Genomic DNA, 20,554 nt, shown 5'->3' on the forward strand with positions numbered 1-20,554 from the left:
TTGGGGAAGATAACCGCAGGTAGGAGCCTTGATAACCAGTCGATAGCGAGGTTATACGGGTCATTTGTAGAGTGTGGCCACGCGCATTTCTCATTACTGCCGGAGAAAGAGAGGACCTCCTTCCCTCTCCCCGGCGGGCGTTCCCTCAGCGCTCCCTCCTTTCCCCTTCCTTCATTGGAGAGCCGCCATGCCGCCCAGTGACATCGCGTACGCCGAGCTGTACGTCGCGGACGACCGGGAGGCCTCCGGCTTCCTCGTCGACAGCCTCGGTTTCGTCCCCCTGGCGGTGGCGGGCCCCGCCACCGGCACCCACGACCGCCGGTCCACGGTGCTGCGCAGCGGCGAGGTCACGCTCGTGGTCACCCAGGCGCTGGCGCCGGACACCCCGGTCGCCCGCTACGTGGAGCGGCACGGCGACTCCATCGCCGACCTCGCCTTCGGCTGCGACGACGTGCGCTCCTGCTTCGACCGCGCGGTCCTCGCCGGTGCCGAGGCGCTGCAGGCCCCGACGCCCTCCCACCGGGCGGGCCAGGACGCGTGGTTCGCCACCGTCTCCGGCTTCGGGGACATCCGGCACACCCTGGTCCCGGCGGCGGGCGGGGACGGCGCGGGGCTGCTGCCGCCCGACCGGGACTGGGCGCTGCTCCCGGCCGCCACCGGCCGCACGGGGCCGCGGCCCCTCCTCGACCACGTGGCCGTCTGCCTGGAGTCCGGCACGCTGCGGAGCACCGCCGAGTTCTACGAAGCGGCCTTCGAGATGCCCTACTACTCCTCCGAGTACATCGAGGTGGGCGAGCAGGCGATGGACTCCATCGTCGTGCGCAACGCCGGCGGCGGTATCACCTTCACGCTCATCGAGCCGGACGACACCCGGGTGCCGGGCCAGATCGACCAGTTCCTGAGCGCGCACGACGGGCCGGGCGTCCAGCACCTGGCCTTCCTGGTGGACGACATCGTCGGCTCGGTCCGCTCGCTCGGCGACCGCGGCGTGGCCTTCCTGCGCACCCCGGGTGCCTACTACGACCTGCTCACCGAGCGGGTCGGCGCGATGGCCGACGCCATCGAGGACCTGCGCGAGACCAACGTCCTCGCGGACCGCGACGAGTGGGGCTACCTGCTGCAGATCTTCACCCGCTCGCCCTACCCGCGCGGCACCCTCTTCTACGAGTACATCCAGCGCAACGGCGCCCGCGGCTTCGGCAGTTCCAACATCAAGGCCCTGTACGAGGCCGTCGAGCGGGAGCGGGAAGTGGCCGGCCGATGACCTCCGCCGTCCGGCACCCGGCGGGCCCCGACGGCCCGGCTCCCGCGGGCCCCGACGGCCCGGCACCCGCGGAACCCGGGGACCCGGCTCCCGCGGGACCCGGCGGGTCGGTGGCCCCGGCGCCAGTGGCGGCCGGGAGCGCGGCGGGCGGCTCCGGTGCCCGGGCGCCGGAGCCGCTCACGCTCGACGACTTCGCCCGGCTCGCGCACGGCAAACTGCCCGCCGCCACCTGGGACTTCATCGCGGGCGGCGCGGGGCGGGAGCGGACCCTCGCCGCCAACGAGGCCGTCTTCGGGGCCGTACGGCTGCGGCCCAGGGCGCTGCCCGGCATCGAGGAGCCGGACACCTCCGTGGAGGTGCTCGGCTCCCGGTGGCCGGCGCCCGTGGGCATCGCGCCGGTGGCCTACCACGGACTCGCCCACCCCGACGGCGAACCGGCGACCGCCGCGGCGGCGGGGGCGCTCGGACTCCCGCTCGTCGTCAGCACCTTCGCCGGCCGGAGCCTCGAAGAGGTGGCCCGGGCGGCGAGCGCACCGCTGTGGCTCCAGCTGTACTGCTTCCGCGACCACGAGACCACCCTGGGCCTGGCCCGCCGGGCCCGCGACAGCGGCTACCAGGCGCTGGTGCTCACCGTCGACACCCCGTTCACCGGCCGCCGGCTGCGCGACCTGCGCAACGGCTTCGCGGTCCCCGACCACATCGTTCCGGCCAACCTGACCGGCACGGCGGCGGCCGGCAGCGCCACCCCCGGCGCGCACAGCAGGCTCGCCTTCGACCGCCGCCTGGACTGGTCCTTCGTGGGCCGCCTGGGCGCGGCGAGCGGCCTCCCGGTGCTGGCCAAGGGCGTGCTGACCGCGGCGGACGCCGAGGCCGCGGTCGCGGCGGGCGTCGCGGGCATCGTCGTCTCCAACCACGGGGGCCGCCAACTCGACGGCGCACCGGCCACCCTGGAGGCGCTGCCCGAGGTGGTGTCCGCCGTGTGCGGCCGCTGCCCGGTCCTCCTCGACGGCGGCGTCCGCACCGGCGCCGACGTCCTGGCCGCCCTGGCCCTCGGCGCCCGTGCCGTCCTGGTCGGGCGCCCCGCGCTGTACGCGCTGGCGGCCGACGGCGGCGCCGGCGTGCGCCGGATGCTCACCCTGCTGACCGAGGACTTCGCCGACACGATGGTGCTCACCGGCCACGCCGCCACCGGCACGATCGGCCCGGACACCCTGGCCCCGCCGTACTCCGGCCCGCCGCACCCCGGCCCGCCCACCGCGCCCCGCCCGGCGCCGCACCGAGACAGGAGCCACGGATGACCACCACCACCCCAGCGCGTACGGACCGGGACGGCGTCCTGGCGCGGACCGCCCTGCACCCCAGCCTGTCCGCCCCGCTGCTCGACACGATGAACTTCCTCAACGAGGTGACCCTCCGCTACCCGCAGGCGATCTCCTTCGCCCCGGGACGCCCCTACGAGGGAGACTTCGACGTCGCACGCGTCCCCGGGTACATCGAGACCTACCTCGACCACCTGCGCGAGCGCGGCCACTCCGAGGAACGCGTCCGCACCGCGCTCTACCAGTACGGCGAGACCGCCGGGCAGATCAGGGACATCGTCGCCCGCATGCTCGAGGTGGACGAGGACCTGACGGTCGACCCCGCCTCCGTGGTGGTGACGGTCGGCTGCCAGGAGGCCGTCCTGCTCACCCTGCGCGCCCTGTTCACCGGACCGGACGACGTGCTCCTCGTCGACAGTCCCGCCTACGTCGGCATCACCGGCGCGGCCGGCCTGCTGGACATCCCCGTCGTGCCGGTGCCCGGCACCCCCGACGGGCCGAGCCCGGAAGGGCTGGAGCGCACCGTCCGGGAGATCGAGGCGAGCGGCCGGCGCGCCAGGTGCCTGTACGTCGTGCCCGACTGCTCCAACCCGACCGGCGTCAGCATGCGGCGCGAGGCCCGCACCGCCCTGCTCGACGCCGCCGCGCGGCTGGACCTGCTCCTCCTGGAGGACAACCCCTACGGGGTGTTCAGCCGGGTGCGCCGCCCCACCCTCAAGTCCCTCGACACCGAACGGCGCGTCGTCTACCTCGGTTCCTTCGCCAAGACCGCCTTCCCGGGCGCCCGCGTCGGCTTCGTCGTCGCCGACCAGCTCGTGGCCGGTGCGGACGGACGGCCGCCCGGTCTGCTCGCCCACGAACTGGCCAAGGTCAAGAGCATGGTCACCGTCAACACCCCCACCCTGAGCCAGGCCGCGGTCGCCGGACTGCTGCTGCAGAACGGCGGGGGACTGCGGGCGGCGAACGAGGCCTCGGCCCGCCACTACCAGTCCACGATGCGGTGCCTGCGCGACACCTTCGCCGCCGAACTGCCGCCCGGTTCACCGGAGTCGGACGGCGTGCGGTGGAACGACCCGGACGGCGGGTTCTTCCTCACCCTCGACGTGCCCTTCGAGGCGGACGAGGCCGCGCTGGACGTCTCCGCGGAGAAGTACGGCGTCATCTGGACGCCGATGCGCCACTTCCACCTGGACGACGCGGGCGACCGGCAGATCCGCCTCTCGTGCAGCTACCTCACCACCGACCGCGCCGCCGAGGGGGCGACGCGGCTGGCCCGCTTCGTCAAGGACCGCGCGGCGTCTAACGGTTGAGGTCGCTGTCCTTCACCAGTCCCGCCTCGTACGCGATGATCGCCGCCTGCACCCGGTTGCGGACCTCCAACTGGGTGAAGATGGCGCTGACATACGTCTTGATCGTGCCCTCGACCAGGTGCAGCCGCTGCGCGATCTCCGCGTTCGACAGCCCGGCCCCCAGCATGCCCAGGACCTCCTGCTCCCGCTTGGTCAGCAGCGTCGTGCGCTCCCCCGACACCTCCGAGCGCGGTGAGGGGGCTCGGCGCAGCTCGGTCATCAGCCGCCGCGCCACCAGCGGGGAGAGGCAGGAGCCGCCGGACGCCACCGCCCGGACGCCGGAGATCAGGTCCCGCGGGTCGGACGCCTTGAGCAGGAACCCGGCCACGCCCTGGTCCAGGGCCCGTTCGATGTACCGGTCCTCGCCGAAGGTGGTGAGGACGACCACCGCGGTGTCCGGGTTGGTGGTCCGCATCTCACCCGCGGCCGTCAGGCCGTCCATCTCCGGCATCCGGATGTCGAGCAGGGCCACGTCGGGCCGGTGCTTGCGGGCCAGTTCGACCGCCTCCCGCCCGTCGGCCGCCTCGGCGACCACCTCGATGCCCGGTTCGGTCGTCAGGATGGAGCGAACCCCGGCCCTGATGATGGTCTCGTCGTCGGCGAGCAGTACGCGAATCATCCGATCCTTCCCTGGTGGTCAGAGCGTGTCCTTGGCCATGAGGACATCATCCTTGAAGCACAGCCGGTACATGGCGCCGCCGAAGTCGAGCAGGCCGCTGCTCGCCCGGTAGTACTCGCAGGTCGTGCCGGCCGGGACGGACGGCTCGGAGGTGACCGGCGGCGGCTTCCTGATCCGGCGCTCCGGCAGCGCGTGCGCCAGCTCGGTGCGGGTCTCGCCCACCCGGATCCGGTCGTAGTCCTCGGGGGCGAGGGACGTGGTCGCCGAGGTGAAGACGTAGAGCCCGCCGAGGAAGGCCACGATGGCGGCGCCGAGCACCGCCGGGATCAGCGCGGCCCGCCGGGCGTCCCGCCTGATCCGGGCCCTGGTGCGCAGCAGCGCGGCCCGGGAGGCGCTGCGCCACGGCCCGGCGGGGGCGGGCAGGTCCGCCGCGTCGGCCGCGGCCCGCCCCTCGTTCCCGGCCGTCGCGACCCCGGGCACCGTGCCGTCGCCCGGGCCACCGGCCGTGCCGTCCCCGTCGGCCAGCCCCGGCGGCTCGGTGGACCGCGACGGCGAGGAGGCGCCGCGCGGCAGCCGCGCGTAGACCTCGAAGCCGCCCGCGCGCGGGCCGGTGCGCAGCGTGCCGCCCGCGAGCCGGACCCGCTCGTCGAGGCCGATCAGCCCCGACCCGCTCCCGGCCGCCGGAACGCTTCCGCCCTGCTCCGGCCGCTCGTTGACGACCGACACCACCGTCTCGTCCGCGGTGTGCGTCACCCGTACGTCGATGGGCGCGCCCGGCGCGTGCTTGGCCGCGTTCGTCAGCGCCTCCTGCACCACCCGGTAGGCCGCGAGGTCGGACAGCAGCGGCGTGCCGGGGCGGTCCCGGGCCCCGTCCTCCTGGAACCGGACCGGCGTACCGGACCGCTGGAAACGGCGCACGAGCTGGGCGACGGACTCGTCGGCGGGGGTCAGCGACGGATTGGGGTCCTCCCGCAGCAGCCCGATCACCTCGTGCAGCCGCTCGGTGGCCATCGTGCACCGCTCCCGCAGCTGGCCCACCGACTCCCGGTGCTGGTCCGACAGCCCGGGGGCCAGCTCCAGGCCGCCGGCGAGCAGGGCCATCACGCTCAGCTCGTGGCCCAGGGAGTCGTGGATGTCCTGCGCGATCCTGGCCCGCTCCTTCATCCTGGCCTGGTCGGCGATGTAGCGCTGGCGCCACTCCAGTTGCTCGGCGTGCTCCCAGCCGGCGTGGGTCAGCGCGGTGCGCTGGCTCCACCAGTTGCCGGCCCACCAGGGCAGCACACAGGCGACGAACTCGGTCATCAGCAGGCTCAGCCAGTCCTTGCTCTGGCCGACGGTGCCCACCAGCAGGAGCCCGGCCACGGCGACACAGAGGAACACCAGGTGCGCGGGCCACAGCCGGGTCAGTCTGCGGCCCGCGAGGCAGCTCAGCACCACCGTCGCCATGGCCGGCCACAGGTTCGCCCCGAACCACGGATAGAACAGCGTGAGCAGCGCCGCGAGCAGCAGGGACAGCAGCGGCGCGGTGCGCTGCACCACGACCGCGGCCGCGATGAGCAGACAGGCGGTCAGCCAGGCGACCGGCGCGGTGCCGAGCGTCCCGGTGGCGAACGCGGAGGGCACGAGCAGTACGAGCAGCAGCACCAGATCGGCGCGCCGGGTGAACGGGCGCTCGGAGCCGAGGACCCGTACAAGCGATTCGATTCGTCGGCGCACGGCCTGCCATCGGTGCATTCCAGCACGCTACAAGAGCGGCCCCGGCCGCCGGATCTGCCGAAAGTCGACTGCGGTCGTTGCCGATCGCCAGATGTTTCGGGCCCTTGCCTCTCACTAGCGTTGAGGACGTGACTTTGGAAGGAGCCACCAGGCGATGATCACTTTGGACCGACTGACCAAGCGGTACGGCGACAAGACGGCCGTCTCGGACCTCTCGTTCGAGATCAATCCGGGAAAGGTCACCGGATTCCTCGGCCCGAACGGCGCGGGAAAGTCGACGACGATGCGCATGATCGTCGGTCTGGACGCGCCCACCTCGGGGCGGGCCCTGGTGGGCGGCAAGCGTTACGAGGAGCTGCGGCACCCGTTGCGGGAGGTCGGCGCGCTGCTCGACGCCCGCGCGGGCCACCCCGGCCGTTCGGCCCGGCACCACCTGCTCGGGATGGCCCGCAGCAACGGGATCCCGGCGTCCCGGGTCGGCGAGGTGCTGGAGACCGTGGGCCTGTCCGAGGTGGCGAACAAGCGCATCGGCTCCTTCTCCCTCGGCATGGGCCAGCGGCTCGGCATCGCGGCCGCCCTGCTGGGCGACCCCAAGGTGCTGCTCTTCGACGAGCCGGTCAACGGACTGGACCCGGACGGCGTGCGCTGGGTCCGCGAGCTGATGCGGTCCCTCGCGGCGGAGGGCAGGACGATCTTCGTGTCCAGTCACCTGATGAGCGAGATGCAGGAGACCGCCGACCACCTCCTGGTCATCGGGCGCGGAAAGATCATCGCCGACGCGCCGATCGAGGAGGTCATCGCGGGCAGCTCGCTGAACGCCGTACGGGTGCGGACCCCGCAGCCCGACGTGCTCAGGCGGGAACTGCTGGAGTCCGGGCTGCGCGTCGAGCCGAACGCGGACTCCGCGCCCGACGAACTCCTCGTCGTCGGCGGAACCCTGGAGGAGATCGGCGACCTCGCCTTCCACCACCGCGTTCCGATCCACGAACTCAGCATGCGCAAGGCCAGCCTGGAACAGGCGTACATGGAACTCACCGCCGCGAGCGTGGAGTACGGCTCTCCCGCGCTCTCCCAGGTCACCGAAGTCCCGGACCACCAGAAGGCGTAACTGGATATGACTACTACAACCGTCCCCAAGCTCGTCGGTCCCGTGAAGGGCGGCGGCTTCAAGGGTGCCGTCGCGTTCGAGTGGACCAAGTTCTGGAGCGTGCGGGCCACCTGGTGGAACCTGGCCGTCGGCCTGCTGCTCACCGTTGGCTTCGCCGCCATGGTCGGCGCCTCCGCCGACGCCAGCGCGAAGAAGGGCGTCGACGTCACGATGCCCGCCCCGCACCACGCCTCGCAGGCCTTCCTCATCTCCCAGCTGACCATCGTGGTCCTCGCCACCCTCGCCCTCACCAGCGAGTACTCCAGCGGCTCGATCCGCACCACGCTGCAGAGCGTGCCCGCGCGCGGCCGGATGCTGCGCTCCAAGACCCTGGTCGTCACCGCCGTCGTGGTCGCCGCGGGCTTCGTCTTCAGCCTGCTGGGCACCATGGTGGCCGCGCCCCTGATGGGCCACTACGGCGACTACAGCAGCGGCCAGCTGTTCGGCACCGCGCTCGGCGCCGGGGTCTACCTCGCCCTCCTCGCCGTCATGGCCATCGGGCTCGGCACCGTCCTGCGCAGCGCCGCGGGCACCATCACGACCCTCATCATGGTCCTGCTCGCGCTGCCCCAGCTGATGGGCGTCGTCGGCGCCAAGTGGCTGGAGACCGCCTCGGACTACATGCCGAGCGTCGCCGGTACCGTCCTGCTGACCCAGGACAGCGACCCCTACGGCGCCGGCACCGCGCTGCTGGTCCTCCTGCTGTGGGCCCTGGCCGCCTACGCCGCCGGCACCGCGGTGCTGCGCCGCCGCGACGCCTGACCCGCCGCTCGTCCGGGCTCCCCAGGGGCCGTGCTCCGGCTGCCGGAGTGCGGCCCCTTCGTCGATACCGGTGCGATAAGGGGCCCATAGCGGGCCCAGCCAAGGTGGTGGAGCCGTATCCGCCCCCCCACCTTGGAGGCCGCCCGTGCGCACCACCACCAGGACCCGGACCACGCTCGCCGCCGTCGGTGCGGCGCTCGCCCTCGGCGTCGCCGCCGCGCCCGCCCAGGCGGCCCCCGCGGACAAGCCCCAGGTACTCGCCTCCTTCACCCAGACCAGCGCGTCCAGCCAGAACGCCTGGATCGCGGCCAACCGGAACCAGTCCGCCTGGGCCGCCTACGAGTTCGACTGGTCCACGGACCTGTGCACCCAGGCGCCCGACAACCCCTTCGGCTTCCCGTTCAACACGGCCTGCGCGCGCCACGACTTCGGATACCGCAACTACAAGGCGGCGGGCAGCTTCGACGCCAACAAGAGCCGCATCGACAGCGCCTTCTACGAGGACATGAAGCGCGTCTGCACCGGCTACACCGGCGAGAAGAACACGGCCTGCAACAGCACCGCCTGGACGTACTACCAGGCCGTCAAGATCTTCGGCTGAGCCGAGCCGAGCCGACCGAGCCTGCCGAGCAGAGCTGAGCCGAGCAGAGCAGAGCTGAGCCGGGCAGGGCAGCGCGGGCCCCGGGCCGAGGAGGGGAAGACGCATGCGCAGCGTCGTCATCGTGGGCGCCGGTGTGATCGGCCGCTCCGTCGGGCTCGCCCTGCGGCGGCACGGCGTGACCACGTACCTGACCGACGCCGACCCCGAGGCGGCGCTGGCGGGCGAACGCTGCGGGGCGGGCTTCGCGGCACCGCCGCCGCGGCAGGCCGACATCGCGGTGCTCGCGGTGCCGCCCGACCAGGTCGCGCCGGTGCTCGCCGAGCACCAGAAGCTCGGCACGGCCCGCTGCTACACCGACGTCTCCGGCGTCAAGGTGCGGCTGCACCGGGAGGTCAGGGCGCACGGCTGCGACCTGACCTCCCTGGTCAGCGGCGCCCCCGTGGTCGGCGGCAGCGGCCCGGTCCAGGCCCGCGCCGACCTCTTCGACGGCAGGCCCTGGGCCCTCACGCCCACCGAGGCCACCGGGAACCTCGCCCTGAACTGCGCGCTGGAACTGGTCGCGCTGTGCGGGGCGGTCTCGGTGCTGCTGGACCCCGAGACCCACGACCGCGCCGTGGCCCTCGTCTCGCACGCCCCGCACCTGGTCGCGAGCCTGGTCGCCGCGCGGCTGCTCGGCGGCGACGAGTCGGCCGTACGGCTGGCCGGTCAGGACCTGCGGGACGTCACCAGGACCGCGGACGCCAACCCGGAACGCTGGGCCCGCATCCTGACCGCCAACGCCGGTCCCGTCGCCGACCAGTTGGACGACTGGGCGGCCGAGGCGCAGGCGATGGCCCGCGAACTGAGGGACGCCGCCCGGTCCGGGGACACCGACGGCCCGGTCCGGCTGCGGGAGACCCTGCGCTTCGGCGTGGCCGGACGCGCCCGCATCCGGGAGCCGCACACACCCTCGCCCTGAGCCGCGGGGCGGCGGACCGCCGCGGCCCCGGCACCCCGAGGATCCGCGCCACCACCGTCATCCGGCACCACCGATGGAAAGGACACGACCATGCGTGGAATCCTGCGCGCCACGGCGCTCACCGCGGCGATCGGCGCGGTCGCCCTGCTCCCGACGACGGCCGCCTCCGCCGCGCCCGCCGGGCCCGCGGCCTCCGGCTGTGTCACGGACAGCGAGACCGAGGACTTCGGCCGGGGCGAGATCACCGTCTGCGTCGAGGACGGCGAGGTACGGGTGACCGGCCACGTCGAGGACCTCAAGCCCGGCGGCCCCTTCAACGGAGGGGACTCCGGCTGCGTGGGCTGGTGGATCGACTGGGAGACGGAGTCCGGGCCCGACTCCAGCACCAGCACCCTGGCCTGCCCGCACTTCACCGACAAGCCCTACGTCGAGTTCGACTACGACCCGACCGAGTCGGAGTACGGCCCCAAGAACGTCACGGGCGTGGCGGACACCCACCTCACGATGGTCTTCATGTGACGGTCCCGCCCGCGCGCCCGGCCCTGTCGAAAGGACAGGGCCGGCCCGCCCGGCGGACGACGGAAGTCCAGGCGCTTCACCGTCCGGCCCACGAAGATCGCATCCACTTGCGGTGACCAAGGTGATGAAACCGCCGTTGCCGCTTTCACCTCGTGTTTCCCGCTCCTAGCGTGATCGGTGTCCCTGCTTCCGACGAAGTGAGCGCTGATGCCGAACGTGATGGGAGCCGGTCGTCCGGCGCACCGGTGTGCCACCCTCGTGGCGGCCCTGCTGCTGGCCCTCGTGCCCTTCGGCGCGGGCGCCCCCGGCACGGCAGCCGCGCGGGCCGCGCCGGCCGCCGACGCCGCGTGGACCGCGTCCGCCGTGCCCGCGCCGACCGGCGCCCTGCCGGTCGGCGTGCGCACCGCGCACCTGCGCGACACCTCCCGGCGCGACCCCTGGAACCCCGACCGGTACCGCGAACTGGCCCTCTCGCTCTGGTACCCGGCGCTGCCCTCGCGGGCGCCGCGCGCCTCGTACGTCACGGCCCGGGAGTCGGCGCTGATCCTGCGCTTCCACCGGGTCGAGGGCGTGCCCGACGACCTGCTCGCGCGTATCCGCGTGCACGCCCGCACGGCCCCGCCGCCGCTGCCGGCGCCCGCCCGCGGGCTGCCCCTGGTCCTGCTCTCGCCGGGCTTCGCGCTGCCCCGCTCGTCGCTGACCGGGCTCGCCGAGGAGCTGGCGAGCCGCGGGTACGCCGTCGCCGCGGTCGACCACGCCTACGAGGCCCCGGCCATCAGCCACCCCGACGGCCGCGTGACCGGCTGCCTGGCCTGCCGACGGCAGCCGGAGGGCGCACGGGTCGCCGCCACCCGCGCCGCGGACCTCCGCTTCGTGCGCGAGCGGCTGCTGCGGTCGCCGGGCGCCGTGGGGCTGCCGCGGCTCGACCCGTCGCGGGTGGCGGTGGTGGGCCACTCGATGGGCGGCGCCGCCGCCTTCGAGGCGCTGCGCACCGACGCCGGCTTCGCCGCCGCGGCCGACCTGGACGGCACCGTCCACACCGGCGGCAGGAGCCGGGTGGACCGGCCGTTCCTGCTGCTCGGCGCGGGCGAACACGGCCGGCCCGGCGCCGACCCCACCTGGCAGCGGGCCTGGCGGGACCTGTCGGGACCGCGCCGCTGGCTGTCGGTGCGGGGCGCCGGGCACCTGTCCTTCACCGACTACGCCCGGCTCCTCGAACGCACCGGCACGGCGGGCGAGGAGGTCACGCTCGGCGCGGCCGACGCCGGGCGCGTCACCAGGGAGCTGGTGGTGGCCTTCCTCGACGAACGGCTGCGGCGGTACGGCCCCCGCCTCGACACCGCCGCCCGGCAGGACCCGGAGGTGCTCGTTCACGGACGCTGAGCGGCCCGTGGGAAAACGGATCGATATCGGAAGGAAAGACGGTCTCAGTACCTTGACCGGGGTCGGCAGGGTCCGCGACCCGCGCAGAGTCTCCAGCCCGACGCTCCCGGAAGGAATGCGACGTGACCAATCCGTTCGAAGACGCAGACGGCCGCTATCTCGTGCTGGTCAATGATGAGGGGCAGCACTCGCTGTGGCCGTCCTTCGTGGACGTGCCCGCCGGGTGGACGGTCGCCCTCGGCGAGTCCGACCGGGAGGCGTGCCTGGAGTACGTGGAGAAGAACTGGACCGACATGCGGCCCAGGAGCCTCGTGGAGGCGATGAGCACCGGCAACTGACCGGACACGACGGCCCGTACGCTCCCGGCGGGGCGTACGGGCCGTCGCCGTCTCCGGCTCAGTCGGTGAGGGCCACGGCGACCGGGGCCGCGGTCTCCAGGGACCCCGCGGCCGTCAGGCAGTGGGACGCGTGCAGCCGCACCAGCTCCTGCCACTGGAAGCGCATCCCGCCCCAGGGGTTGCGGCCGACCGCCTCCAGGAGCTGCGCGTCGACCAGGGTCTCGATTAGGTCCTCGGCCTCCAGCAGGTCCGTGCCGAGCACCCGGGCCGCCTGCTCCGCGTCGAAGTCCGCGTCACCGAGGCGGCTCAGCTCCCGGTAGGCGAAGGCCACCCTGGGGTCCAGCTCCCGCATGCTGCGGTCCAGCCGGGCGCGCAGCGAGTCCTCCCCGATGCTGAGGGCCGCCAGCCGGTCACCCGAGCGTTCCAGCCGGGAGACCAGGTCGAGCACGCGCCAGTGCGTCTTGGTGAGCAGCCTGGCCGCGGCGGCCCGCAGCGCCAGCGGCGAGTGCCCGCACAGCGCGGCGAGCCTGCTGGTCGCCTCGGGGACGTCCTGCGCCCGTGAGTCCCGCAGCACGCCGGCCAGTGTCTCCCGCGCCTCGTCGTCCGACAGGGGTTCGACCCGCAGCCGGAAGGTGCGGTACTTCTGCATCAGCTCGTCCAGGTTGGCCCGACCGGTGATGAGTACGCAGCACCCGCCGCTCGTGGGCAGCAGATGACGTACCTGGGCGTAGGACGAGGCATGGTCGAGCACGATCAGGACCCGTCTGCCCTCCAGCAGTCCGCGGTACCGCTCCGCCGCCTCCGCGGGCTCGGCGGGCGGCGGACCCTCGTCCCCCAGCTGGCGCAGGAACTGGTGGAGCACCTCCAGCGGGCCGCCCTCCCGCAGGTCGGCGAAGAGCTGCCCGTCGGGAAATCTGTGCGCCGCACGGTGCGCCCAGTTGATCGCCAGACTCGTCTTTCCGATTCCGGGACTTCCGGTGAGGTAGGCGATGGCGGGCGGATTCTGCGCCGATCCGTCGAGCAGCACATCATCCATCAACCACTGCTCCCGGCTACGCCCGATGAAGTAGGCGTCGCTTTCCGGAAGCTGACTCGGAACGGTCTGCGGCCGGTCCTTTCGCGCCGCCGCTATGCCCAGGACGCCGAGCTGCGGGAATTCGTCGCGCAGGATCGAGTCGTGCAGCGACTGGAGGTCGGTACCCAGTTCGAGACCGATCTCTTCGATGGAATACCGCATTCCGTCGCGGAATGTCGTGAGTGCCTCCGCCCGCCGTCCCGAACGGTACTGAGCGAGCATCAGGTAGTAACGCAGCCGGTCGCGCAGCGGGCAGGCGCCCACCAGTGCCTGGAGTTCGCCCAGGACCGACTGGTGCTCGCCGAGTTGGAGGCGCAGCGCCATGTGCTGTTCGACGGCCAGCATGCGCTGCTCGTCCAGCCGGGCCGCCTCGGTCTCGGCGAAGGGTGCGTGGACGCCGCCCAGGGCGGGGCCGCGCCACAGGGCCAGAGCCCGGCGCAGCGCCTCGGCCGCCGGGGCCGGACGGCCGTCCGCCGTCAGTTCGGTGGCTCTGGAGACCAGTTGTTCGAAACGGAGCGAGTCGAGTGAGTGGCCGGCGAGGCTGAGCATGTAGCCGGGTGTGGCCGTGATGATGGTTTCCTGTTCCCAGCCCGCGGTGCGGAAGATTTTGCGCAGTGTGGCGATGCAAATGGCCACCTGAGTGCGCGCGGTACTGGGCGGACGGCCGTTCCAGACCTCCTCGATCAGGGAGTCGAAAGAAACGACCTGATTAGCGGAGAGAAGTAGTGCGGAGAGCACCGCCCGTTGCCGGGGACCGCCCACCGTAAGACCTCGGCCATTCATGTGCACTTCGAGTGGCCCGAGCACTCCGAATTCGAGACCGGCGATCGGGGTTTCCTTTTGGGAGACTTCCGCATTTCCGATTCTCTGGTATATCGGTTCTATCAGCCGAAGATCCATGACCTCTTGATACCCCCGCGTCAAGTTGTGCTGATGTCTGCGTGCCGAAACTCTCCGAAGCCGTCGGGTGCCACGGGCATGAAGACTTCGTTACGGCCGGGTCAGCCGGGTTCACCGCTGGTCGGGGCCTCGTCGTCATCTCGCTCACCTCCGGGTCCGGGTCGCTGCGTCAGGAGCTGCTGGTCCGTGCGTGAGCCTCACTTCCCTTCGGGTCATGCGCCCGGACCGGTGGCCGGGCGGCAGTGCGAGGGGGGTGCGTCGCGAAAGTCGCGGTCGTGGTTGCCGGTGCGGCGCTGCCTGCGACCCGGCCCAATCTGACCTGCGGATTTTAACCTTCGTAGCCGGCTCCCCCCTGCCTGCAGTCGGAATAATACGGATCTTCTTTGATTCCAACACTCAACTTTCGGCAGGTCTCTGCCCTGGCTTTCGTCAGTGCGCCGTTTGCTATTCCCCGATGGCCTGGATTCAGCCCTGAAGTTACCTGCCGGTTGCTCTCGCCGCCGATTGCGTAAGGAATGTGAAATCCGCTGGTGGCGGCGGATGCCGGGGCTCGTTCCGGTCCCGCGGCGGGCCGGCCGGCGAGCGTCCCGGAGGCGGCTCCTCCGGTCGCACCGCCGCGCAGGTTTGGCCGGATCGTGACGTTCCGGCCGGCGCTGGGCGCACAAAGACGGAGGGGACGCCCGGCACGGACCGGGCGTCCCCTCCTCTTCACCGGGCGGTACGGGGGTCGACCGCCCGGTGGGCTCAGTCGGCGTCGAGACGACGCCGCATACGTGCCCACACGAACTCCAGCACCAGCCCGGCCACCGCCGCACAGGCGACCGCCGCCCACGGCGCGGTGACGCCGACCAGCTTCAGCTGGAAGAACTCCTGGAGGTAGGGCACCACCAGCACCACGGCGAAGCTCACCGCCATGGTCAGCACCAGCAGCACGCGCCACCAGGTGTACGGGCGGGCGATGACGGCCAGCGCCCACAGGGCCGTGAGGAACAGCGCGAGGGTCGCCGCCGAGGTCTCGGCGTCCAGGTTGTCGTCGTACACCGAGCGGGCGATCAGATAGGCGACCGAGGTGGCGGTGGCCGCGAGCGCGCCGGCCGGGATCGCGAACCTGAGGACCCGGCCGACGAAGTTGGACCTGGCCCGCTCCTTGTTGGGCGCGAGGGCGAGGAAGAACGCGGGGATGCCGATGGTCAGCGACCCGACCAGCGTGATGTGGCGCGGCAGGAACGGGTAGGGCACCTGGGCGATCACGACGACCAGCGCCATCAGCACCGAGTAGACGGTCTTGGTGAGGAAGAGGTTGGCCACCCGCTCGATGTTGCCGATGACCCGGCGCCCCTCCGCGACCACCGAGGGCAGCGCCGAGAAGTTGTTGTTCAGCAGGACGATCTGCGCGACCGCCCGGGTGGCCGGACTGCCCGAGCCCATCCCCACGCCGATGTCCGCGTCCTTGAGCGCGAGGACGTCGTTGACGCCGTCGCCCGTCATCGCCACCGTGTGCCCGCGGGACTGGAGCGCGCCCACCATGTCCCGCTTCTGCTGCGGCCCCACCCGTCCGAAGACGGCGTTCTCCTCGACCGCGTCGGCCAGTTCCGCCGGGTCCTCCGGCAGGAACCGGGCGTCCACCGGCCGTTCCGACCCGGGCAGCGACAGGCTCGACGCCACGGCACCCACCGAGACCGCGTTGTCGCCCGAGATCACCTTGGCCGTGACGCCCTGGTCGGCGAAGTAGTCCAGGGTGGCCCGCGCCTCCGGCCGCACCCGCTGCTTGATGACGACGAGCGCGGCGGCCGTGACGGCGGCGGGCACGGCGGCGGGGTCGTCCATCAGCGCGTCCAGCGGCCGGTCGCTGCGCGCCAGGAGCAGGACCCGCAGCCCCCGGGCCCCGTAGGAGTCGGCGGCGGTGAGCACCGAGTGTCCGGCCGGCAGCATCGTGTCCGGTGCCCCCAGCAGCCACGCCGACTCCGTGCCGGAGGGCTCGACGAAGGAGGCGCCGCTCCAGCGCCGGGCGGACGAGAAAGGCGCGGTGGCGGTGCGCTGCCAGCCCTCGGGAGCGGGGTACGACTCGATGATCGCCTGGAGGCTGGCGTTGGGCCGCTCGTCGGCGGCGCCCAGGGCGCCGAGCACCGCGTCGACCGGCAGCTCCGGCAGCAGCGGAAGGACCTCGTCGACGTCCATCGACGCCTCGGTGAGCGTGCCCGTCTTGTCCAGGCAGACCGTGTCCACCCGCGCCAGCCCCTCGATGGCGGGCAGCTCCTGCACGAGGCACTGCTTCTTGCCGAGCCGGACCACGCCGACCGCGAAGGCCAGCGAGGTCAGGAGCACCAGGCCCTCGGGCACCATGGGGACGAGACCGCCCACCATGCGCCGGATCGCCTCCGAGAAGTTGTCGTCGTTCACCACGAACTGGGTGATGATCAGCGCGATGCCCGCCGGGACGATCGCCCAGGTGACGAACTTCAGGATCCGGTCGATGCCGTTGCGCAGCTCCGAGTTGACGAGGCTGAACCGCCGCGCCTCGTCGGCGAGCTGCGAGGCGTACGCCTCCTTGCCCACCCGGGTGGCGGTGAACGTCCCCGAGCCGGCCACCACGAAGCTGCCGGACATCACCGGGTCGCCGGGCTGCTTGACCACCGGGTCGGCCTCGCCGGTGAGCAGCGACTCGTCGACCTCCAGGTTGTCGCCCGAGGTGACGGTGCCGTCCACCACGATCTTGTCGCCCTGACCGAGGTCGATGGAGTCGTCGATGACGATCTCGGAGGCGCTGAGTTCGAGCCGCCGCCCGTCCCGCCACACCCGGGGCCGGCTCTCGCCGACGATCGCCAGCTGGTCCAGGGTCCGCTTGGCGCGCACCTCCTGGATGATGCCGATCGCGGTGTTGGCGAGGATGACGCCGCCGAACAGACCGTCCTGCACCGGCCCGACGATCATCACGATGACGAACAGCACGCCGATGATCGCGTTGATACGGGTGAACAGGTTGCTGCGGACGATCTCCCCGATCGTGCGGCTCGACCGGGCCGGTACGTCGTTGACCTGCCCCGCCGCGACCCGTTCGGCGACCTCCGCCGCGCTCAGGCCACCACCCCCGCCGACGCGGACCGCGCCCCCCGGCTCGTCCAACTGGTTCTTCATCCCTGACGCCCTCCGGGCTCGACTCCGCGCTCAGTTCCGGTCTCGGCTGCGTCCCCCGCGAAGTGACTGTAGGAGCCCGCCATCCGCCGCCACCAGGCACGAACGACGTCTCTTGGGCCTTACTTTCGACAGGGACGGATCTTGGCCGGGCGGGGCGAAAACCAATCGATATCGAGGAGAAAGTTGACGCTCCTACCGTCGTGGCGGCAGGCCCGGCGGGCATCGTCTTGCCCGCGTCCACCCCCACCCGAGGAGATCCCGACGCATGCGCGCACAGACGAGCGGACCCACCGTGACCGGGGACGACGTGCAGGGGCAGCTGGCGGAACTGCGGCGGAGCCACCCCGAGCTGCACGCCCTCGCCGACCCGCGGCGGATCGCCGCCTGGGAGGCGGCCAGGGGCAGCGCCCCCGGGCGGCACGACGATTTCGGCGCCGACGGGGAGGGCAGCCGGGGCGTGGAGTACGTACAGGCCCAGGCCCTCAACCGGCGCGCCCGCGAGACGGGGATCAGGAAGCTCCTCGGCTTCGCCGAGACCGCCCGCCGCACCGCGGCCGGCGACCGGCCCGTCCTGGTCGACCTGCTCGGCGGCGACGGACTGGTGCGCAAGGTCTGCGAGGAGCTGGGCATCGGCGACTTCAACATCCTCACCTGCGACGCGTCCCCCCACATGGTGACCACGGCGTGGGCGGCCGGCGTGCCCGCCCTGCTCCAGCAGGCCGAGCAGCCGCTGCTGCGCGACCACAGCGTCGACGCCGTACTGCTGGCCTACGGCTCGCACCACGTGCCGCCCTCGGACCGGCAGACGGTGGCCACCGAGGCCCGCCGGATGCTCCGCCCCGGCGGCACCTTCGTCCTGCACGACTTCCTCGTCGGCTCGCCCGTGGACGTGTGGTTCGAGGAGGTCACCGACGTGTACTCGGCGACCGGCCACAAGTTCCTGCACTTCACCCGGGACGAGATCGAGGGGTACCTGGAGAAGGCAGGCTACGACCACCGCGAGGTGGTGGAGATCGACGACCCCTACACCGCGGTCGCCGCCACCCCCGAGGAGGCGGAGCTGGAGATCGGCCGGTACCTGCTGAACATGTACGGCCTGGTCAAGGTCTTCGAGGGGCGAACCGAGCAGGAGGCGTACCGCTGGGTCGCCGAGACCGCCAAGTCCGTCTTCCGCTACCCGGACGCCGAGGGCGGCCTCGCCTCGAGCGAACTGCGCCGGGAGGAGGGCACCGGCGGGTGGCGCGTCACCATTCCGCGGCGTGCCGTCGTCGGAGTGGGCCGGGTCTCGGCCACCGCCGGGAAGGCGGCATGACCACCCACGCCGCCGAGGCACCCACGGCGGACGCACAGGGCGCACAGGACGCGCAGGACGCGCAGGACGCACAGGGCGCGCAGGGCGCGCAGGGCGCACCGGAGGCCGAGGAGGCCGCCCGCGCCACCGTCCCGCACCGCGCCGCCGCCGCGGCACTCGCGCGCGAGCACGACGTCGTCCCGCTCCACCAGGAGTTCCTGGACGACTCGGTCAGCCCGGTCACCGCCTTCGCCCAGCTGTGCGGACCGGACGAGGCGGGCTTCCTGCTGGAGAGCGTGCCGGTCTCCGGCGGCGTGGCACGGTACTCGTACGTCGGTCACCGCCCGGTCCCGCTCGAGTCGCCCGGCGGCGACCCGCTGACCGCGCTGCGGTCCCACCTGGCCCGGTCGGTGGCGCCGGTGCCCGGACTGCCGCCGTTCCACGGCGGGGTCGTCGGCTACCTCGGCTACGAGGCGGCCCGCCACTTCGAGGACCTGCCCCTGGCCGCCGGACCGCCGCCCGGACTGCCCGAGTCCGCCTTCCTCGCCGCCGACGACCTCGTCGTCTTCGACCACGCGACCCGGCGCGTCCTGCTGATGACCCTCTACCGCCCGGCCCGCGAGTCCTACGACGACGCCGTCGCCCGCATCGGGCGCCTCAACCGCGCACTGCGCCGCGCGCCGGCACCCGCCGTCTTCTCCGGCCGCCCGCTCGCCGCCGCCACGCCGGCGGACCACGGGACGGAGGGCTGGACCGCGAACCTCACCGAGGCACAGTTCACCGAGCGGGTCGCCCGCGCCCGGGAGCACATCGCGGCCGGTGACGCCTTCCAGATCGTGCTCTCCCGGCGGCTCAGCAGACCGCTGCGCGCCCGGCCGACCGACCTGTACCGGCACCTGCGGGCCACCAACCCCTCGCCGTACATGTACCACCTGAGCCTGGGCGGCGGCCGGCACGTGATCGGCGCCTCGCCCGAGCTGCTCGTCAAGGCGGAGGGCCGCACGGTGCGCACCCGGCCCCTCGCGGGCACCCGGCCCCGCCACCCCGACCCCGCCGAGGACCTGCGGCTGGAGCGGGAGTTGCGTGCCGACGAGAAGGAACGCGCCGAACACGTCATGCTGGTCGACCTCGGGCGCAACGACCTGGGCCGGGTCACCGAACCGGGCACGGTCCGGGTGGAGCAGCTGATGCGGGTCGAGCGCTTCTCCCACGTGATGCACCTGTCGTCCACCGTGCGCGGACGGCTCGCCGAGGGCCGGGACGCGCTGGACGCCCTGCGCTCCGCCTTCCCCGCCGGAACGCTCTCCGGGGCACCCAAGATCCGGGCCATGGAGATCATCGCCGAGCTGGAGCCCGAGCAGCGCGGGGTGTACGGCGGCGCGCTCGGCTTCGTCGGCGCGGACGGTCTGACCGACTTCGCCATCGCCCTGCGCACCATGGTCGTCGCCGACGGCCACGTACACGTGCAGGCGGGCGCCGGAATCGTCGCCGACTCCGACCCCGCGGCCGAGTTCCGCGAGACCCTGCACAAGTCGCGCGCCATGCTCACGGCCGTCCGGCGGGCGGAGGCGGCGGCATGAGCGCCCCCACCGGCACCCGCCCGGGCCCGCGGGTCGCGGTGATCGACAACTACGACTCGTTCACCTACAACCTCGTCCACTACGTCGCCGAACTGGGCGGCCGCCCCACGGTGTTCCGCAACGACGCCGTCACCGTCGCCGAGCTGGCCCGATTCGACCTGCTGCTGCTCTCGCCGGGCCCCGGCACCCCCGCCGACGCCGGCGTCTGCGTGGACGCGGTCCGCGAACTCGGCCCACGGCTGCCCGTCCTCGGCGTGTGCCTGGGCCACCAGGCCGTCGCCGTCGCCTACGGCGGCTCGGTGGTGCGCGGCGAGCAGGTGCACGGCAAGGCCAGTGCGGTGCACCACGACGGCAGCGGAGTCTTCGCCGGCCTGCCCGACCCGTTCAGCGCCACCCGATACCACTCGCTCGTCGTCGATCCCGCCGGCCTGCCGGACGGGCTGACCGTCACGGCCCGCACCGCGGACGGCACGGTCATGGGCCTGCGCCACCGCACGCACCCGGTCCACGGGGTGCAGTTCCACCCGGAGTCGGTGCTCAGCCCCGAGGGCAAGCAGCTGATCGCGAACTTCCTGGAGTGCGCCGATGATTGAGTCAC

Annotated in this window: 17 protein-coding genes; 13 read left to right on the forward strand and 4 right to left on the reverse strand. The window is 72.8% G+C overall.

Going from position 1 to position 20,554, the window contains the following annotated elements; genetic code table 11:
- Positions 1-187 precede the first annotated feature (187 nt).
- The 3 genes from hppD to Sru02f_RS02570 are packed head-to-tail and all read left to right on the forward strand — an operon-like array spanning position 188 to position 3,893.
- A complete protein-coding gene (gene hppD, locus Sru02f_RS02560) occupies positions 188-1,264 on the forward strand; it encodes a 4-hydroxyphenylpyruvate dioxygenase (protein WP_109034859.1) in 1,077 nt (358 codons plus the stop codon).
- Positions 1,261-2,562 carry an alpha-hydroxy acid oxidase gene (locus tag Sru02f_RS02565; protein WP_109034857.1) on the forward strand — a complete coding sequence of 434 codons (1,302 nt, stop codon included), beginning with the start codon at positions 1,261-1,263 and terminating at the stop codon, positions 2,560-2,562. Before hppD ends, Sru02f_RS02565 begins: the two co-directional genes overlap by 4 nt.
- Positions 2,559-3,893, forward strand: a complete 1,335-nt coding sequence (locus tag Sru02f_RS02570) for an aminotransferase-like domain-containing protein (RefSeq protein ID WP_109034855.1) — start codon at positions 2,559-2,561, stop codon at positions 3,891-3,893. The genes Sru02f_RS02565 and Sru02f_RS02570 overlap by 4 nt, the downstream gene beginning before the upstream one ends.
- Here Sru02f_RS02570 and absA2 read toward each other — a convergent pair.
- A complete protein-coding gene (gene absA2 / locus Sru02f_RS02575; protein WP_109034853.1) occupies positions 3,883-4,551 on the reverse strand; it encodes a two component system response regulator in 669 nt (222 codons plus the stop codon). The two genes, Sru02f_RS02570 and absA2, sit on opposite strands and share 11 nt — an antisense overlap.
- An 18-nt stretch (positions 4,552-4,569) precedes the next feature.
- A complete protein-coding gene (locus Sru02f_RS02580; RefSeq protein ID WP_373103374.1) occupies positions 4,570-6,285 on the reverse strand; it encodes a sensor histidine kinase in 1,716 nt (571 codons plus the stop codon).
- A gap of 136 nt (positions 6,286-6,421) precedes the next feature.
- Here Sru02f_RS02580 and Sru02f_RS02585 point away from each other — a divergent pair, with 136 nt between their 5' ends.
- The 7 genes from Sru02f_RS02585 to Sru02f_RS02615 all read left to right on the forward strand — a co-directional run bounded on the left by Sru02f_RS02585 (position 6,422) and on the right by Sru02f_RS02615 (position 11,975).
- A complete protein-coding gene (locus tag Sru02f_RS02585; RefSeq protein ID WP_109034849.1) occupies positions 6,422-7,375 on the forward strand; it encodes an ABC transporter ATP-binding protein in 954 nt (317 codons plus the stop codon).
- 6 nt (positions 7,376-7,381) lie between these two features.
- The gene (locus Sru02f_RS02590; protein ID WP_109034847.1) at positions 7,382-8,176 is read left to right on the forward strand and encodes an ABC transporter permease subunit; all 795 of its coding nucleotides are present in this window, start codon (positions 7,382-7,384) and stop codon (positions 8,174-8,176) included.
- Positions 8,177-8,321: 145 nt separating this feature from the next.
- Positions 8,322-8,777, forward strand: coding sequence for a phospholipase (locus Sru02f_RS02595; RefSeq protein WP_109034845.1), 456 nt, complete (start codon positions 8,322-8,324; stop codon positions 8,775-8,777).
- A gap of 103 nt (positions 8,778-8,880) precedes the next feature.
- On the forward strand, positions 8,881-9,735 hold the full coding sequence (locus tag Sru02f_RS02600; protein WP_109034842.1) for a prephenate dehydrogenase: 855 nt from the start codon (positions 8,881-8,883) through the stop codon (positions 9,733-9,735).
- 90 nt (positions 9,736-9,825) lie between these two features.
- A complete protein-coding gene (locus tag Sru02f_RS02605; RefSeq protein WP_109034840.1) occupies positions 9,826-10,254 on the forward strand; it encodes a hypothetical protein in 429 nt (142 codons plus the stop codon).
- 207 nt (positions 10,255-10,461) lie between these two features.
- Positions 10,462-11,637 (forward strand): alpha/beta hydrolase family protein, encoded by a 1,176-nt coding sequence (locus Sru02f_RS02610; protein ID WP_109034838.1) that lies wholly within the window; start codon positions 10,462-10,464, stop codon positions 11,635-11,637.
- Between the two features lie 122 nt (positions 11,638-11,759).
- Positions 11,760-11,975, forward strand: a complete 216-nt coding sequence (locus tag Sru02f_RS02615) for an MbtH family protein (protein WP_003975599.1) — start codon at positions 11,760-11,762, stop codon at positions 11,973-11,975.
- A gap of 58 nt (positions 11,976-12,033) precedes the next feature.
- Here Sru02f_RS02615 and Sru02f_RS02620 read toward each other — a convergent pair whose 3' ends face one another.
- Entirely contained in the window at positions 12,034-13,950 is a 1,917-nt protein-coding gene (locus tag Sru02f_RS02620) for an AfsR/SARP family transcriptional regulator (RefSeq protein WP_109034836.1), read from the reverse strand.
- A gap of 744 nt (positions 13,951-14,694) precedes the next feature.
- Positions 14,695-17,085 (reverse strand): HAD-IC family P-type ATPase, encoded by a 2,391-nt coding sequence (locus Sru02f_RS02625; RefSeq protein ID WP_109034834.1) that lies wholly within the window; start codon positions 17,083-17,085, stop codon positions 14,695-14,697.
- Positions 17,086-17,350: 265 nt separating this feature from the next.
- Here Sru02f_RS02625 and Sru02f_RS02630 point away from each other — a divergent pair, with 265 nt between their 5' ends.
- From Sru02f_RS02630 to Sru02f_RS02640, 3 genes are read left to right on the forward strand one after another with little or no spacing between them, the layout of a single operon-like run.
- Entirely contained in the window at positions 17,351-18,397 is a 1,047-nt protein-coding gene (locus Sru02f_RS02630; protein WP_164270503.1) for a class I SAM-dependent methyltransferase, read from the forward strand.
- On the forward strand, positions 18,394-19,956 hold the full coding sequence (locus Sru02f_RS02635) for an anthranilate synthase component I family protein (RefSeq protein WP_109034832.1): 1,563 nt from the start codon (positions 18,394-18,396) through the stop codon (positions 19,954-19,956). Before Sru02f_RS02630 ends, Sru02f_RS02635 begins: the two co-directional genes overlap by 4 nt.
- Positions 19,953-20,549 carry an anthranilate synthase component II gene (locus Sru02f_RS02640; protein WP_109034830.1) on the forward strand — a complete coding sequence of 199 codons (597 nt, stop codon included), beginning with the start codon at positions 19,953-19,955 and terminating at the stop codon, positions 20,547-20,549. Before Sru02f_RS02635 ends, Sru02f_RS02640 begins: the two co-directional genes overlap by 4 nt.
- The last annotated feature ends 5 nt before the right edge of the window (positions 20,550-20,554 follow it).

Source organism: Streptomyces rubrogriseus, assembly GCF_027947575.1.
Taxonomy (GTDB): domain Bacteria; phylum Actinomycetota; class Actinomycetes; order Streptomycetales; family Streptomycetaceae; genus Streptomyces; species Streptomyces rubrogriseus.

Coding starts and splice junctions, on each gene's coding strand:
- hppD (WP_109034859.1), top strand. CDS start 188: ATGCCGCCCAGTGACATCGCGTACGCCGAGCTGTACGTCGCGGACGAC.
- Sru02f_RS02565 (WP_109034857.1), top strand. CDS start 1,261: ATGACCTCCGCCGTCCGGCACCCGGCGGGCCCCGACGGCCCGGCTCCC.
- Sru02f_RS02570 (WP_109034855.1), top strand. CDS start 2,559: ATGACCACCACCACCCCAGCGCGTACGGACCGGGACGGCGTCCTGGCG.
- absA2 (WP_109034853.1), bottom strand. CDS start 4,551: ATGATTCGCGTACTGCTCGCCGACGACGAGACCATCATCAGGGCCGGG.
- Sru02f_RS02580 (WP_373103374.1), bottom strand. CDS start 6,285: ATGCACCGATGGCAGGCCGTGCGCCGACGAATCGAATCGCTTGTACGG.
- Sru02f_RS02585 (WP_109034849.1), top strand. CDS start 6,422: ATGATCACTTTGGACCGACTGACCAAGCGGTACGGCGACAAGACGGCC.
- Sru02f_RS02590 (WP_109034847.1), top strand. CDS start 7,382: ATGACTACTACAACCGTCCCCAAGCTCGTCGGTCCCGTGAAGGGCGGC.
- Sru02f_RS02600 (WP_109034842.1), top strand. CDS start 8,881: ATGCGCAGCGTCGTCATCGTGGGCGCCGGTGTGATCGGCCGCTCCGTC.
- Sru02f_RS02605 (WP_109034840.1), top strand. CDS start 9,826: ATGCGTGGAATCCTGCGCGCCACGGCGCTCACCGCGGCGATCGGCGCG.
- Sru02f_RS02610 (WP_109034838.1), top strand. CDS start 10,462: ATGCCGAACGTGATGGGAGCCGGTCGTCCGGCGCACCGGTGTGCCACC.
- Sru02f_RS02620 (WP_109034836.1), bottom strand. CDS start 13,950: ATGGATCTTCGGCTGATAGAACCGATATACCAGAGAATCGGAAATGCG.
- Sru02f_RS02625 (WP_109034834.1), bottom strand. CDS start 17,085: ATGAAGAACCAGTTGGACGAGCCGGGGGGCGCGGTCCGCGTCGGCGGG.
- Sru02f_RS02630 (WP_164270503.1), top strand. CDS start 17,351: ATGCGCGCACAGACGAGCGGACCCACCGTGACCGGGGACGACGTGCAG.
- Sru02f_RS02635 (WP_109034832.1), top strand. CDS start 18,394: ATGACCACCCACGCCGCCGAGGCACCCACGGCGGACGCACAGGGCGCA.
- Sru02f_RS02640 (WP_109034830.1), top strand. CDS start 19,953: ATGAGCGCCCCCACCGGCACCCGCCCGGGCCCGCGGGTCGCGGTGATC.